13 protein-coding genes are annotated in these 16,261 nt (G+C 45.7%); 6 read left to right on the plus strand and 7 right to left on the minus strand.

The annotated features are described in order from the left end of the window. Together A3766_RS15285 and minC are read right to left on the minus strand one after the other, a co-directional pair. On the minus strand, positions 1–274 hold a 274-nt coding region (locus A3766_RS15285), incomplete at its 3' end, for an AAA family ATPase (RefSeq protein ID WP_156508920.1). A gap of 107 nt (positions 275–381) precedes the next feature. Further along, entirely contained in the window at positions 382–1,272 is an 891-nt protein-coding gene (gene minC, locus A3766_RS15290) for a septum site-determining protein MinC (RefSeq protein WP_231877501.1), read from the minus strand. Between the two features lie 185 nt (positions 1,273–1,457). Between minC and parC the strand changes: the two genes are divergently transcribed. Further along, a complete protein-coding gene (gene parC, locus A3766_RS15295) occupies positions 1,458–3,746 on the plus strand; it encodes a DNA topoisomerase IV subunit A (protein WP_068513825.1) in 2,289 nt (762 codons plus the stop codon). Further along, on the plus strand, positions 3,739–4,950 hold the full coding sequence (gene serB / locus A3766_RS15300) for a phosphoserine phosphatase SerB (RefSeq protein ID WP_068513828.1): 1,212 nt from the start codon (positions 3,739–3,741) through the stop codon (positions 4,948–4,950). Before parC ends, serB begins: the two co-directional genes overlap by 8 nt. Before the next feature lie 22 nt (positions 4,951–4,972). Here the strand turns inward: serB and mltF are convergent, their stop codons facing one another. Continuing rightward, positions 4,973–6,463 carry a membrane-bound lytic murein transglycosylase MltF gene (gene mltF, locus A3766_RS15305; RefSeq protein ID WP_197476065.1) on the minus strand — a complete coding sequence of 497 codons (1,491 nt, stop codon included), beginning with the start codon at positions 6,461–6,463 and terminating at the stop codon, positions 4,973–4,975. Between the two features lie 325 nt (positions 6,464–6,788). On the opposite strand from mltF, the gene purL reads away from it, so the two are divergent. Beyond that, entirely contained in the window at positions 6,789–10,691 is a 3,903-nt protein-coding gene (gene purL / locus A3766_RS15310; protein ID WP_068638900.1) for a phosphoribosylformylglycinamidine synthase, read from the plus strand. Between the two features lie 528 nt (positions 10,692–11,219). Then, positions 11,220–11,534, plus strand: coding sequence for a YqfO family protein (locus A3766_RS15315; RefSeq protein WP_068511457.1), 315 nt, complete (start codon positions 11,220–11,222; stop codon positions 11,532–11,534). Between the two features lie 6 nt (positions 11,535–11,540). On the opposite strand, the gene A3766_RS15320 is transcribed toward A3766_RS15315, so the two are convergent. The 3 genes from A3766_RS15320 to arsC all read right to left on the minus strand — a co-directional run bounded on the left by A3766_RS15320 (position 11,541) and on the right by arsC (position 14,193). Then, entirely contained in the window at positions 11,541–13,316 is a 1,776-nt protein-coding gene (locus A3766_RS15320; protein ID WP_068511455.1) for a GspE/PulE family protein, read from the minus strand. A gap of 47 nt (positions 13,317–13,363) precedes the next feature. Next, on the minus strand, positions 13,364–13,744 hold the full coding sequence (locus A3766_RS15325) for a DUF2069 domain-containing protein (protein ID WP_068511453.1): 381 nt from the start codon (positions 13,742–13,744) through the stop codon (positions 13,364–13,366). A gap of 95 nt (positions 13,745–13,839) precedes the next feature. After that, positions 13,840–14,193 (minus strand): arsenate reductase (glutaredoxin), encoded by a 354-nt coding sequence (gene arsC, locus A3766_RS15330; protein ID WP_068511451.1) that lies wholly within the window; start codon positions 14,191–14,193, stop codon positions 13,840–13,842. 54 nt (positions 14,194–14,247) lie between these two features. On the opposite strand from arsC, the gene A3766_RS15335 reads away from it, so the two are divergent. After that, the gene (locus A3766_RS15335; protein WP_068511449.1) at positions 14,248–14,688 is read left to right on the plus strand and encodes a TlpA disulfide reductase family protein; all 441 of its coding nucleotides are present in this window, start codon (positions 14,248–14,250) and stop codon (positions 14,686–14,688) included. A 33-nt stretch (positions 14,689–14,721) separates the two neighbouring features. Here the strand turns inward: A3766_RS15335 and A3766_RS15340 are convergent, their stop codons facing one another. Beyond that, a complete protein-coding gene (locus A3766_RS15340) occupies positions 14,722–15,177 on the minus strand; it encodes a CoA-binding protein (protein ID WP_231872309.1) in 456 nt (151 codons plus the stop codon). A 113-nt stretch (positions 15,178–15,290) separates the two neighbouring features. On the opposite strand from A3766_RS15340, the gene A3766_RS15345 reads away from it, so the two are divergent. Then, a partial coding sequence (locus A3766_RS15345) for a PHP domain-containing protein (RefSeq protein ID WP_156491735.1) occupies positions 15,291–16,261 on the plus strand: 971 nt, incomplete at its 3' end.

The following is a 16,261-nucleotide window of genomic DNA, read 5'->3' on the forward strand; positions in this document are numbered from 1 at the left end:
GAGTCTGAGACGCTGGCAGGATGTACAGATTTTCAACCTGCTTATCCTTGATAAGTGCTTGGTTAAGTGTCGCTTCGCCATTGATGACATTTACGAAATCGTAAACGACGCGTCGTTCACAGTTCATAATTAAGTCCAGATTTCGTAGACCTACATCAAAATCAATGACTACTGTTTTTTTGCCCTTAAGGGCCAGACCTGTTGATATGGACGCGCTAGTGGTGGTTTTACCTACGCCGCCTTTTCCAGAAGTTATGACAATCGTCTTAGCCAATTTTATATCCCGTCTTACTAATTGTGTGTCGTTAAAAGGTTACGGTACAGCTTTGTTATTTGTATTCGGAAGTCCTTTGTAAGTGCTGTAATCCAGATCCGTTTTCGTTATATTTCAAGTTCTTTAAAGCTTAGTGTCTCGTTGCTTAAATAGACTTGAGTTGGTTTTTTTAGTGCTGCTTTATCGATATCTTCGCTGATTTTGTATTGCCCGGCAACAGAAACCAGTTCTGCTTCAAGGCTGTGGCAGAAAATTCGAGCATTCGTATTGCCCTTTACCCCTGCTAAGGCGCGACCGCGCAGTGCGCCATATACGTGAATATTACCATCAGCCAAGATCTCTGCACCGGCGCTAACCGGCGCAAGTATGATCAAATCTCCATCGGCAGCATAAACTTGCTGGCCTGAACGGATAGGGGTGTGAATGATTTTGCTTTGCTGAGGTGCTTGTTGAACGACAGTTTTAACCACTTCGACTGTTTCAACTTCTGTATGTACGACCTCTTTTACCTTAGCCTCTGGCTTTTCTGGTGCTGGCTCTGCCTGTCTTTCTTTCTGTTTTGCCAGTAGCCCTAAGCCTGCCTCTTTTGCAGCTTGCTGGTGCTTCTCTAAACCGCCCCTAACTGCCACTGCTTTAATCGAAAACTCACGACATTGGTTGATCAGTTTGTCAAAAGGAACACTGTCTTCTTCAGTAAGCTGTTCGATGTCAATGATGACAGGGAGGTTCTCGAAAAAGCCAGGGGCTTGTGTTGTCTTTGCTGAAAGCTCTTGCTGAATTTGAGCTTCGTCATAGTAGGCCAATTCCAGAACGGTCATCGGCAGTAAAGAGCCTTTAAGCTTTAGGCAGTTGCCAGATGAGCGAGTGGTAGAAGCGGTAGATTCAGGTGTCGCCTGATCGTTAGAGTTGGAGCTGACTGTGGCGCTAGACGTCATTGAGTTACCTGAGCTTGGTTTCTGTGCAATCAGGCCCGATTGTAAGCCAGTTGAGTCACGCACAGATACTTAAATTACAGTTATTGTTTGTGTCATGCCGCAGTTCGAATTAGAGTGCGGTTGATATAGTGAAATATCTTAACATGAGATTGATACTTTCGCTCGAATTTTTAGACTTAATGTGGGACACTTTCGCTCATTATAAAACTGGCCGCTTTTTATAGAGTCCTTAATTAAAAAAGGTAACCATGACCAACGAAATTATGTCTTTTGAAGACGGAGTTGAACAGGTTTCGCTTCGTGAATACACCGAGAAAGCTTATTTAGACTACTCAATGTACGTCATTCTTGATCGTGCATTGCCACATGTTGGGGACGGCTTGAAGCCTGTCCAGCGTAGAATCGTTTACGCTATGTCCGAATTGGGCTTGAAGGCGACAGCCAAGTACAAAAAGTCTGCTCGTACGGTGGGTGATGTCTTGGGTAAGTTTCACCCTCATGGAGACAGTGCTTGTTACGAGGCAATGGTCTTGATGGCGCAGCCCTTCAGTTATCGCTACCCCCTTATTGACGGACAAGGAAACTGGGGTTCTCCGGATGACCCGAAGTCTTTTGCTGCGATGCGATATACCGAGTCAAGGCTGGCTCCTTACGCAGATACACTTTTAGCTGAGTTAGGTCAGGGCACCGTAGAGTGGGCGCCAAACTTTGATGGCACCATGGATGAACCTAAAACTCTGCCAGCACGCTTACCTAATTTGCTATTAAACGGTACCACGGGTATTGCCGTGGGTATGGCAACTGATATTCCACCACATAACCTTAGGGAAGTGGCGAGTGCTTGTATTCGCTTACTTGATGACAGCAGTGTCAGCAATGAGCAGCTTGCTGAGAATGTTCTGGGGCCGGATTATCCTACTGGTGCCGAGATCGTGACGCCTCGTACTGAGTTATTGAATATCTACGAAACGGGCAGAGGCTCGATTCGTATGCGTGGAATTTACCACAAGGAAAACGGCGATATTGTGGTAAGTGAATTACCGCACCAGACTTCCGGGGCTAAAGTACTGGAGCAGATCGCTTCGCAAATGCAGGCGAAGAAGCTGCCAATGGTTGCCGACTTACGAGATGAGTCTGACCATGAAAACCCAACCCGTTTAGTAATTGTTCCACGTTCTAACCGCGTTGATATTGAATCTTTAATGGGTCACCTTTATTCAAGCACCGATTTGGAAAAAACCTATCGTGTTAACTTGAATATGATTGGTATCGATGGCCGCCCGGCAGTGAAAGGCCTGAAGGTTATTTTAACTGAGTGGCTTAGTTATCGAACAGATACCGTAACGCGTAGACTTAAATTTAGGCTCGATAAAGTCGAGAAGCGACTACACCTCTTGGATGGGCTATTGGTCGCCTTCCTGAATATCGATGAAGTAATCCATATCATTCGAACAGAAGATGAGCCAAAAGCTGTGTTAATGGCTCGCTTTAATCTGACTGAAGTTCAGGCAGACTATATTCTGGATACCAAGTTGAGACAGCTCGCTCGACTTGAAGAAATGAAGATTCGTGCCGAGCAGGAAGAACTTGAAAAAGAACGTAAAGAATTGAAGAAAATCCTAGGTTCTTCAGCTTTGATGAAGGCCTTGATTAAAGAAGAATTATTGGCGGATGCAGAAAAATACGGCGATGATCGTCGCTCCCCAATCGTTGAGCGGCAAGAAGCAAAAGCTTTCTCAGAAGCTGATTTGATTTCATCTGAACCCGTGACGGTTGTCTTGTCAGAGAAAGGTTGGGTGAGATCGGCTAAAGGTCATGATATTGATCCGGCAGGGCTGAATTATAAGTCGGGTGATGGCTACGCTTTATCGGCCAAAGGTAAGAGTCATCAAGGTGTCGTGTTTATTGATTCTACCGGGCGCTCTTATACCGTGCCGACACATAGCTTGCCGTCAGCAAGAGGCCAGGGAGAGCCCTTGACCGGTAAGATCAACCCGCCTTCGGGCGCAACGTTTAAAGCGGTCGTGCTTGGTGAACCAGATCAGAAACTATTGATGATGAGCAGTGCTGGCTACGGCTTTATTAGCAATATTTCTAACTTGCAGAGCAAGAATAAAGCCGGTAAGGCTGCTTTGTCCTTGCCTAAAGGGGCGGAAGTTATGTCGCCTCAAATGCTAGGTACTGTTGAGGGCAATTATATCGCAGCAGTGAGTAACGAAGGGCGGATGTTGGTCTTTCCCGTGAAGGATCTGCCAGAACTGGCGAAGGGAAAGGGTAACAAAATAATCAGTATTCCTTCTGCTCGAGTTCAAAGTGGTGAGGAGTGGTTGGTGTCCGTGGCAATTTTTGCTGAAGATGATCATTTAGTGATTCATTCAGGCAAGCGTCACTTGAAGTTAAAATTCTCAGACTTAACGCATTATGTCGGAGAACGTGGCAGGCGAGGGCATAAGCTTCCTAGAGGGCTGCAGAAAGTTGATCGCATGGAAGTTGTAAAAAATGAGCCTAAGCAGGCAAAAGGTGAAGTAATTGAGTGAAATTATTCTGATTAATGTTTCAGGGCGTGATAAGTCCGGCTTAACCTCTGAAATTACAGGTATTATGGCGCAATATGAATTGAATATTCTGGATATTGGCCAAGCTGTTATTCATGATCACCTTACCTGGGGGATTCTGGTTGAAGTGCCAAATGAAGGCAGTTCTTCTGGAGTGATGAAGGAGCTTTTGTTCCGTATGCACGAGCTGAACCTCCAAGTTACTTTTCAGGCTGTGAGTGCTGAAGAGTATATGCATTGGGTCGAAGGAAAGGGTAAAGCGCGCTATATCGTTACCTTGCTTTCTCGCCTGATCACTGCAGAGCAAATTGCTAAAGTCTCTGAAGTGACTGCGGAGCATGATTTGAATATCGACAACATTACCCGACTGTCCGGGCGTCGTGGTTTGGATGTCGATCCTCAGTCGAGCCAGGCATGTTTGGAGTTCTCTGTTCGCGGAAATGTGCCGGATGCTGAGGCGTTGAGAGCTGACTTTTTAAAGATTGCCAGTGAGCTTAACGTCGATATCGCCTTCCAGGAAGACACAATTTATCGCCGTAATCGTCGTTTGGTGGTTTTTGATATGGATTCCACCTTAATTGAAGCAGAAGTGATCGATGAGCTGGCGAAAGAAGCGGGTGTCGGAGATCAGGTATCTGAAATCACCGAGCAAGCCATGCGTGGTGAGATTGATTTTACTGAGAGCTTTGCTCGGCGTGTTGGTTTATTGGAAGGTTTGAGCGAAGAAGTGCTAAGCAAAGTAGCTGCGCGCCTTAAGATGACTGAAGGTGCAGAAAGGTTGATCTCAACGCTAAAAAGCCTGGGTTACAAGACTGCTATTTTATCGGGCGGTTTTACATACTTTGCTAAAGGGCTGCAGGATAAGCTTGGTATTGATTATGTTTATGCCAATGAGTTGGAAATTAAAAACGGTAAAGTAACGGGGTGCGTGACGGGCCAAGTGGTTGACGGCCAGCGCAAAGCGGCTTTGTTGGATGAATTAGCCAAGAAAGAAAAAATAGGGCGTGAGCAGGTTATTGCTGTCGGAGATGGTGCTAATGACTTGCCAATGCTGAGTCGAGCTGGATTGGGCGTAGCGTTTAGAGCTAAACCTCTTGTGAAAGAGTCCGCTCGTCATGCGATATCAAACCTAGGCCTTGATGCTGTACTTTACTTGATCGGCTTTAGAGATAGAGAAGCAGAGTAGGATCTTAAGGCTATCGGTATGTTTATTCGATAGTCTTAATTAGCCCTTCTTGAAAGTCTGTTTGTGCAATGGCTTGTTCGCTCGTTTGCGGTTGGGTCATCCAACTTAATACATCATAGTAGCGACGTATGTTTTGCACGTATATGACCGGCTCATTACCACGGGCGTAGCCGTAACGAGTCTGTTTATAATATTTCTTCTTCTGTAAAAGTGGTAAGAATTCTTTTACGTCCATCCATTTGTCCGGGTCTTTTCCGGCTTTCTCTGTCAGAATCCTTGCGTCATCAAGATGGCCGTAGCCCACGTTGTAGGCAGCTAAGGCAAGCCAGCTTCGGTCTGGTTCAGCTATGCGCTTCGGAATCCTGGCTCTAATTTTAGAGAAGTAGCGAACACCACCTTTGATACTCTGCTCAGGATCTAATCTGTTTTTAATGTTCATTTCCTTTGCCGTGATGCGTGTCAGCATCATTAGTCCACGAACACCGGTTGGAGAAGTTGCACGAGGTCGCCAGTGAGATTCTTGGTAGCCCATCGAGGCCATCAGGCGCCAGTCGATGTCTTGCTCTTCTGCAAACTCTTTAAAAGTTTCTTCGTACTTTGGCAGCCGGCTGTTTATATGCCGTATAAAGGTGCGAGCGCCCACGTAATTGAGTTGTCCCAAGTGTCCAAAATAGCGCTCTTTAAGGTTAATAAGTCTGCCATCTTCTTCAATTCGGGATAAGAAGTTGTTTACCTTGTTAATTAAGGTGTGATCTGTGCTGGCAGGAAAGTACCAGCTAATTTGTTGTGCTTCACCAATTTCAAAGGCCTTTTTAACTCGCGGGTAATAAGCTTGGTGAATATCTAGCTCGTTTGAGGTGATGATGGCGTAATCAATTTCTTTGTCTTGTACCATCTTCATCAGGTCAATGGTTTCAACATCAAGAGCTTCCCATTGAAGGGCGTTCATTAAGTCGGGATTTTCATTACGCAGGTTGTTTAATTCTTCTGCGTGATAACTGTCACTTACTACCGCGATACGCTTGTCAATAATATCGCTAATATCTCGCGGTCTAACACTACCGTATCGATAGACGACGATGGGGGTTGTTTCCATGTAAGAGCTGGAGTATTTATATCGATCTGCGCGCGTATCGGAGGCGACCATGCTGGCGGTCGCAATGTTGGTATAGTCGTTATCGAGTGCTGACAAAATCTGGCTGCGGGTGGCCGCGACTTTTACATCCAGTTTGAGTCCCGCATCTTCGGCAAACATTTTCGCAAGGTCATATTCAAAGCCAGCGGGGCCCTCTCGGCCTTCATAATAAACGGCTGGAGCGTTGCGAGTGATGATGTGTAATGTGCTGTGCTTATTGATTTTGTCCATCGTGCTGGGCTTTTCGCAAGCACAGAGCAACGAAGCAAGTAAGAGAATGACAAGCGTTTTGCCATAAAGTAATACTTGGTGAGTAGACCGAAGCTTAATTGGGCTCCGTCGAAGACTGGATTGAATAGAACTTTTTGAATAGGACAAATAAATACCTTTTAATCACCAGACTGCTACTGCATGCATTCCCTTGTTCCGGGGCAGGAGTGCCTCGCTTCAGCGGTGCTGAGCTGTTCCTTTATGTCACTAATTTTATGTATAATCTTTTCAGTAACTGGTCTCTGAGTCAACCTGGAGGGTGGTAAACATTGTTTCAAAATGTACCCGTTTGAGCTCCGTCACGGTCCCCGGATTCACAATTACTACGGCCATTATACCTTCAGATACAATTCTTGGTTAACAGACGCGCCAGTTTCGAGTAGAATACCGCCTCCATTATTTCAACGCTCCTTCGATGAGGTACGCCTTTATTATGTTGGAACTTCGAGGCGCTCCAGCTCTCTCTCCTTTTAGAAGTCATAAACTACTTGAAACCATCCAAGCAGTTATTCCAGAAATCGAATCTGTGTATGCAGAATTTATGCACTTTATTGATGTGTCGCAGGACTTAAATCCTAGCGAACTCAATATCTTGAATAAGCTGCTTACCTATGGTCCAAGTGTGCCCTCTGAGGCAGCGGAAGGCGTTTTGTTTTTGGTTGTTCCACGGCCTGGAACAATTTCACCCTGGTCTAGTAAAGCGACCGATATTGCGCATATTTGTGGCTTGAATCAGGTAAATCGAATTGAACGCGGTGTCGCATATTATGTTCGATCTGCTGAAAAGCTTACGCTCGAACAGCGCCAAACGCTATCTTCGCAGTTCTATGACAGAATGACTGAAGCTGTCTTCCATGAAACGGCGGGTGCCGAGTTGCTGTTTAGACACTCTGAACCGCGCCCTATGAGCAGTGTCGATGTGCTGTCATATGGTGAGAGTGCGCTTGAAGAAGCAAATAAGCGTATTGGTCTGGCTTTGGCTACAGACGAAATAGAGTATTTAACCAAAGCTTTCTGCGGGCTAAAGCGTAACCCGACAGACGTAGAGCTAATGATGTTTGCTCAGGCGAACTCTGAGCATTGTCGTCACAAGATCTTCAATGCATCTTGGGATATTGACGGTGAAGCTCAGCAAAAATCATTATTCTCGATGATTCGTAATACCAATGAGCTGAATTCTGAAGGTGTATTGTCTGCTTATGTTGATAACGCTGCGGTAATAGCCGGATCGAAAGGAAAGCGCTTCTACCCGAACCCTGAAACTCAGGAGTATCAGGCGCATGAGGAAGATATTCATATCCTCATGAAGGTTGAAACACATAACCACCCGACAGCTATTTCTCCATTCTCTGGTGCCTCGACAGGTTCAGGTGGTGAGATTCGTGATGAAGGTGCTACAGGTAAAGGCGCAAAACCTAAAGCTGGTCTGACAGGTTTTACGGTATCGAACCTAAGAATTCCTGGTTTCGAACAGCCATGGGAAACAGATTTTGGCAAGCCTGACCGAATGACTTCTGCCTATAACATCATGCTTGACGGTCCTCTAGGTGGTGCTGCCTTCAATAATGAGTTTGGTCGACCGAACTTGTGTGGCTACTTTAGAACCTTTGAAGAAGAAGTTGCTGGCCCGAATGGTCAGGAAATCAAGGGTTACCACAAGCCTATTATGATTGCTGGTGGTATGGGAAATATTAAAGAGTCCCATGTACTGAAAGGTGACATCGATGTTGGTGCAAAGCTAATTGTATTGGGTGGCCCGGCCATGCTGATCGGCCTTGGCGGCGGTGCAGCCTCTTCGATGGATTCAGGTGCTAGTCATGAGGACTTGGATTTTGCTTCTGTACAGCGTGAAAACCCTGAAATGGAACGTCGTTGCCAGGAGGTTATAGACCGCTGCTGGCAGCTTGATGATAATAACCCAATTGCCTTTATACATGACGTAGGGGCGGGTGGTTTATCAAATGCTTTTCCGGAGCTTGTGAAAGATGGCGGGCGCGGTGGACGATTCGACTTGCGAAAGATCCCTAACGATGAGCCTGGGATGGCGCCACACGAAATTTGGTGTAACGAATCTCAAGAACGTTATGTTATTGCTGTGTTGCCGCAAGACTTGGAGCGCTTTGAGGCGATTTGTGCTAGAGAACGCTGCCCCTACGCTGTGATTGGTGATGCTCTGGAAGAGCATGATTTAACACTGGAAGATCCGCACTTCGATAATAAGCCGGTTGATCTACCCATGTCAGTGTTGTTTGGAAAACCGCCTAAGATGCACCGTTCGGTTGAATCAGAAGCGTTTACTAAGCCGATGTTCGAGTCTAGTCAGATAGATATAAAAGAAGCGGCTGAGCGCATTCTACGTTTACCGAGTGTGGCGAGTAAGAGCTTCCTTATCACGATTGGTGATCGTTCAATTACCGGAATGGTTGCACGAGATCAGATGGTTGGCCCATGGCAGGTTCCCGTTGCTGATGTAGCGGTTACTGCGGTTGATCTTGAAAGCCATACTGGTGAAGCGATGGCGATGGGCGAGCGTACGCCAATTGCGAATATCGATGCGCCGGCTTCTGGTCGTATGGCTGTTGGTGAGGTGGTTACCAACCTGGCGGCTTCATCTATCGAAAAAATCTCTGATATTCGTTTGTCTGCTAACTGGATGGCCGCAGCGGGTCACCCAGGTGAAGACGACAATTTATATAAAACTGTTCAAGCGGTTGGCATGGAGTTGTGTCCTGAACTGGGTATTTCTATCCCGGTCGGTAAAGACTCTATGTCGATGAAAACTGTTTGGCAAGAAGGGCATGAGACACGCACGGTTACCTCTCCGTTGTCTTTGATTATTACCGGCTTTGCGCCAGTCAGTGATGTAAGAAAAACACTGACACCTGAGCTGGCAAGTGATCAGGGTGATACTGATCTAATATTGATTGATTTGGCGAATGGTCAAAACCGATTGGGTGGATCGGCTCTGGCACAGGTTTATAAGCAAATGGGTGCCGTCACGCCAGATGTCGACGACCCGGAAGATTTAAAAGCTTTCTTTGCTGTGATTCAGGGTTTGAATCAAGATGGCAAATTGCTGGCTTATCACGATCGTTCTGATGGCGGCTTATTTACAACCCTGGCGGAAATGTCATTCGCTGGGCGTGTAGGTGTTGACGTTAAGCTGGACTTGTTGGCTGAAGACTCCAGCCACTTCGCGCGAGAACTTTATAATGAAGAGCTAGGTGCAGTCATCCAGGTTAAGCAAGGTGATACTGAAGAGGTTCTTCAGCAATTCACTGCTGCGGGCTTAGGTGAGCATACGCTAGTAATTGGCCAGACCAACGAAGACGATAAGATTCGTTTTGCTTTTGATGGTCAGTCAGTTATTGAGGAATCTAGAGCTTACTATCAGAGAATTTGGGCAGAAACGAGCTATCGAATGCAATCGGCACGTGATAATGCCGAGTGTGCTCAAGAAGAATACGATACATTACTGGATGAAAAAGACCCTGGCTTGAACGCTAAACTAAGCTTCGATCCGAACGAAGATATCGTTGCGCCTTATATCAATACTGGTGCCAAGCCAAAGGTTGCGGTACTGCGTGAGCAGGGCGTTAATGGACAGATAGAGATGGCAGCTGCCTTCACCAAGGCAGGCTTCTCAGCCGTTGATGTTCATATGAGTGATCTCTTGGCTGGCAGAACAGCCTTAAGTGATTATAATGCGTTAGTCGCTTGCGGCGGCTTCTCTTACGGCGATGTTTTGGGCGCTGGTGAAGGTTGGGCGAAATCGATCTTGTTCAATAGCAGCGTGAGAGATCAATTCTCGGCCTTCTTTGAGCGTCAAGATACTTTAGCGCTTGGCGTTTGTAATGGCTGTCAGATGATGTCTAATCTTCGTGAGCTGATTCCTGGTTCAGAGCATTGGCCTCATTTTGTGCGCAACCGTTCTGAGCAGTTTGAAGCACGTGTAGCGCTCCTGGAAGTACAATCGTCTCCTTCTTTGATCTTGAATGGTATGGCGGGCTCTCGACTTCCTGTGGCAGTAGCGCACGGAGAAGGGCGAGCTGAATTCGCGAGTGAGCAAAAACTGGCGTCCCTGATGTCGTCTGAGCAATTGGCTTTAAAATACGTAGACAATTATGGGCAGACAGCGACTCGTTATCCTGCTAACCCGAATGGCTCTCCAGAAGGCTTAGCCGGGGTTTGTTCTCAGGATGGACGTGTGACGATTATGATGCCTCACCCTGAGCGTGTTTATCGTACTTTGCAAAACTCTTGGCACCCTAAGGACTGGGGAGAAGATGGTCCTTGGTTGAGGATTTTCAGAAACGCGAGAAAATGGTTCGTTTAACGAACCATTTTTTTTGCCTGGGTTTTGTCTAGAAAGATTGGTTAAATGCTCCGAATTTGGGCGTGTAACAAAATGTTAAAATCTGTATTTCTTTGTGAAAACTGCGACGTCGAATATTTGTCGACTTGATCGATAATTGACCTTCAAATTACGTTTCAAATAACGAAATATTGACAGGCTCTCAAAAAGACAACGTTTTTGCTGGTTTTTATGCACACATTTGAGGCGCTTGCTATATAAGTGAGTAAAAAACTGAGGCTTTCTACACTTTTCTTTGTTGACATATTTAACGTATTGATAATAAAGGGTTTATTTGCTTCGGTTAAAAAAGTGTCAATTTGTATGAAGTTCAGTGTTTATCAGTGTTTAGGGCGTTTTCCCAAAAACTTTCCCCAGAGTTATCCACAGTTTTTGTGGGTAAGTTAAAATTAAATCTAACACTTGTTTGAAACACCTGTATTGGCGGGCTTTACACGTAAATCTGTGTAACCTTAATAAATGAATCAAGTGTACGGTAGGGTATATGGTATGTATAAGTTATGTTTTTTTGTGCCTGTCGAGAATGCGGAAAAAGTTAAGGATGCGGTTTTTTTGACAGGTGCAGGTAGGATAGGTTGTTATGATCGGTGTAGCTGGGAAACTTTGGGGGCTGGACAATTTAGACCTTTATCTGGTAGCAAGCCAGCGATTGGTCAGATTGATGAAATTGAAAAAGTTCAAGAGCTAAAGGTTGAATTGGTTTGTTCGGATGAGTGTATCAAACAGGCCGTGTCAGCATTGAAGCAGGCTCATCCTTACGAAGAGCCTGCATACGAAGTATTTCGTTTGGAGGAGGGCTTCTAGTGTTCCCTAGCTCATTAGCTGATTAAGGCTGACTGGTGTGACTCTGAGCACTTCATCAATGGTTGTTAAGCCATTTGCTATTTTATTTGCGCCGCTTAGCCTTAGTGAATACATCCCTTCTTTAATTGCTTCTTTTCTGAGCTCTGCTACTTGACCGCTTTCGTGTATGTGCCCTTTTAAGCTTTCGGATAAGGGCATGATTTCATAAACGCCTGCTCGACCGCGATAGCCTGTTTGTCGACATTCTTGGCAGCCGACGGGTTGTTGCGCATTTTGAGGCAAAGGTGTTTTCCAAGGTCTGGTAAGCATTTTCCAGTCTTCCTCTTCAAGCTCGACAGGTGTCTTGCAGGACGTACAAAGGGTTCTAACCAGCCTTTGGGCCATCACGCCCAATACCGTTGCTTTTATTAGGTATGGAGGGATGCCGAGTTCCATTAATCGCGTGATTGCGCTGGGTGCGTCATTAGTATGCAGTGTCGAAATAACCAGGTGGCCTGTCAGGGCAGCTTGTATTGCCATCTCGGCTGTTTCCAGGTCTCTTATTTCACCAATCATTATGATATCGGGGTCTTGTCGCATAAGGGCTTTAATGCCGCTGGCGAAATCCAGGTCGATATTTTGTTGGATCTGCATCTGATTGAAGGCAGGTTCTACCATTTCAATCGGATCTTCAATCGTGCTGACATTAACTTCGGGTGTCGCGAGTTCACGCAAGGTCGAATAGAGCGTTGTCGTTTTTCCTGAACCGGTCGGGCCGGTAACGAGAATAATGCCATTTGGCTGACCGGTCATTTGCTTCCAGCGTTTTAAATCTTCGCTAGAAAAGCCTAACTCAGAGAATGAGCATTGTAAGACTTCCGGATCGAAAACACGCATTACTAGTTTTTCGCCAAAGGCGGTAGGCAGGGTTGAAAGACGGAGCTCTATTTCCTTCTCATTGCTGTTACGTGTTTTTATTCGGCCATCTTGTGGTTTTCTTTTTTCGGCGACATTGAGGCGACCTAGAATCTTGAAGCGGCTGGTAACCGCGATGCCTACTTTGGCGGGAAATTCATAGACGTTATGCAGTACACCATCAATTCGAAAGCGTACTTGTGAGATTTCCCGGCGTGGTTCAATGTGAATATCGCTAGCGCGCTGCTCAAAAGCATATTGCAGAAGCCAGTCAACAATGTTGATGATGTGTTGATCGTTAGCGTCCGGGTTGCCTTGCGCGCCAAGTTCCAGCATTTGTTCAAAGTTCTGTGAATGCTGCGAGGAAGTTTGTGCGCCAGCCTTATTAACAGAGTTTGCCAGGTGATAAAATTCGACAGTATATTTTCTTAGATCAGCAGGAGAGACGATGACTCGGCTAATGTTCTTCTTGAGAATGTGCTTTAGATCGTTTTCCCAATGATCAACAAAAGGTTGGGCGCTGGCGATGACGGCTTCTTCTGAGTTGATTTCGACTGCCAGAATATGATGCCGCTGAGCGAAAGCAAGTGACATCACGTTTGCTACTTTCTGACTATCAATTTTCAGAGGGTCGATTTGGAAAACCTCTTGCCCGCTCCATGTAGAAAGCCAGTTAAGCAAGGATTCTATGCTGATGGCTTCCCCGGAAGGTTTACTTAGTTCAGCGTTCGCTATGATTTCTAAAGGGTGAAGCTTTGCCTGCGCACTTCCTTTTGGCGCGATCAGCAGCGCCTTCGCATCTTCCTCACTTAACCACTTATCTTGCTGCAATTGGTGAACGATTTGCCCGAAAGTGAGTGGCTCAGAATGTGAAAATTGCTGCTGCATTAAGGTTTACTCTCATGTAATTAAAGCTAACTGATTAGTTAGCTAATCTAGAATAGCGCTCGGCCCAGAGCGCGTTCCCACTTTATATAAAACATAGCAGATAAAAAGATGTTGACGGTTAATAAAGTGATAACCAGGTCTAAGCCTGCGCCTTGAGATAGAAAGGCTTCGACAACTGCTTGAGTAAAATAGAATAAAACGATAAAACAAAGCCACGTATATGAACGCAGGCTATCTTTAATTAAGCCAGGCAGAATGATCAGCAATGGGGAGAGTTTGACGCTTACGACGACCCAGGGTGAGCTTCCTTCGGGTAGGTAGCTTGGAAGGCTGGTGATGATCATCATTAGAATAAGTAAAAGGTAGGAAGCCCAAGTAATGCAGTAGGCGACTACGTTTTTTCTTGGGCGCTGTGGTGTTTGAGACATTCGGTGTTCCATTACAATTGAGGTGAGCTTGGTGTCGACAGTCCGACTTCACCCTCAAACTTATACCGTAGAGGGCGCTTCGAAGCATATATCGTTTATATAAGTTCGAGTACGTTTTCTGGTGGGCGACCCAGAACTGCTTTGTCGCCTTTAATGACAATAGGGCGTTCGATGAGCTTTGGGAATTTCGTCATCGCGTCAATTAATTGGGCGTCGCTAAGTGTTTTATCTGCTAGCTCGTTGTCTTTGTAAGCTTGCTCACCTTTGCGAAGAAGTTCGCGGGCGCCAATGCCTAACTTACCAAGTATCTCTGAGATTTTTTTGGCGTCTGGCGTATCATCTAAATACAGAACAATTTCAGGCTGGATGCCTTTCTCTTCGATAAGCGCTAAGGTTTGGCGTGATTTAGAGCAGCGAGGATTGTGGTATATTTGTATCGTGTCGGTCATAGTTAATCGTCCAGCGTGGTAAAATTAGATGGCATATTGTAACAGGAGTCAGGCTTGAGAATAAAAACACTTTTGCCCTTTGTATTGTTTCTTTTTCTAAGTGCCTGCTCTGAATCTGTTTTCGTCTTTTCTGATGGTCGCCAGCAAGCGCTAAACTCATATAAGGGGCAGTGGCTATTAATCAATTACTGGGCAGAATGGTGCCGGCCCTGTCTCGATGAATTACCAGAATTGAACAAGTTAAATAAAGGTGAGGCCTTCCAGGTTCTGGGTTTTGACTTCGATAAAGCGAAAGGAGAGCTCTTGGATAGCAAGGTTAAGCGGTTGGGAATAGATTTTCCGGTGCTTGATGCAGACCCGTCTAGCATGTTTTCTCAGAAATTGCCGAGTGGCCTGCCAGCGACAATGTTAATAAACAAGCAGGGGAAGTTTGTTAAGTGGTTAATGGGGCCGCAAACGGCAGAGTCGATCAATAGGCATTTAGGCTTGGAGTAAAAGTAGCTGTTTTTACTCTGAGCTCAAATATTGTTAAGCCAGAGTTGATACGCGCTCTGCTTCTTGGATTACCCGTTTAGGGCACCTGTCCATCACCACTGATATTCCTGCTGCACGTAACTTGGCTGCAGCAGTTTCATTGATGACGCCAATCTGCATCCAAACAACCTTGGGTTGTAGAGTTTTCGGAAGTGCTAGCACTTCGTCACATATCGATGCAGCGGCTTCAGAGTTTCTAAAAATATCGACCATGTCGACCTTAATGGGCAGCTTGGTGATGTTTTTGATTACCGTTTCACCTAACAGATTCTGGCCTTCTAGGTCTGGGTTAATCGGTGTGATTTTGAAACCTTTGTTTTGCAAGAAGTTCATGACTTCATTACTTGGTCTTTCGGGTTTTTGACTGGCACCAACTAAGGCAATTGTTTCAACTGAGTTGAGTAGATCTATCAACTGGTTGTGGTTAAATTGTGTTTTGATAAGGTTCACCAATGCGTCTGATACGGGAATTAAAGTCGTAAAAAATAAGCGCTAAGATGCTTCGACAAGGCCTTAAGTCATGCTAACATCTCAGCTCCTACAATATGTCATCGCGATACCTCATGCCAGCAAAATTTGTTCATCTCAAGTTACATACTGAATTCTCCCTTACCAACGGTTTGGTAAGGATCAAACCGCTGATTAAACAGTTGGTCGATGAGGAGTTTCCGGCGGTCGCGATCACTGATCAATCTAACCTGTGTGCACTCGTCAAGTTCTATAAGTCTACGCGCGGTTCTGGTATCAAACCGATCGCCGGGGTTGATATTTGGCTCGAAAACGAAAGTGAGCCAGACAATCCAAGCCGTCTTACCTTGTTGGCAAAGACTGACAAGGGTTACCTTAATATGACCGAGTTGGTCTCGAAGGGTTTTACTGAAGGGCAAGATTATGGCAAAGCGGTCATCACGAAAGAGTGGTTGAAGGAAGCATCAGAAGGTCTGATTGTTTTGTCCGGTGCGAAAGATGGAGAAATTGGCCGTGCTTTGTTGGCTGGGAGAGAAGACCTTGCTGTTGAGCTCTTGGAGCACTGGATGTCGGTTTTTTCTGATAGTTTCTACCTTGAACTTCAGCGTACTAATCGCCCTAATGATGAGGAATGCGTTCATCTGAGTGTTGCGCTAGCCGAGAAGTTATCGTGTCCGGTTGTTGCGACAAACGATGTGCAATTTCTGGCTGAGTCTGATTTTGAGGCTCACGAAGCCAGGGTTTGTATTTCAGACGGTGAAACACTCGATAACCCAAACCGGGAAAAGCTCTATAGTGACGCTCAGTACCTTAAAAGTGCTGACGAGATGTTGGCCTTATTCGAAGATATTCCCGAGGCCGTTGAAAACACGATAGAAATCGCTAAACGCTGCAATGTGGAAATTCGTTTGGGCGAGTACTTTCTGCCTCAATATCCCGTGCCTGAAGGCATGACAATGGATGAGTTTTTTCGCAAGCTTTGTCATGACGACCTGGATGAGCGCTTAAAAGTAATTTTGGCTAATTGTCCTGAAGACGAGCTTGAGGAACGGCGAAAACCTTATCT

This window comes from Oleiphilus sp. HI0132, assembly GCF_001635845.1.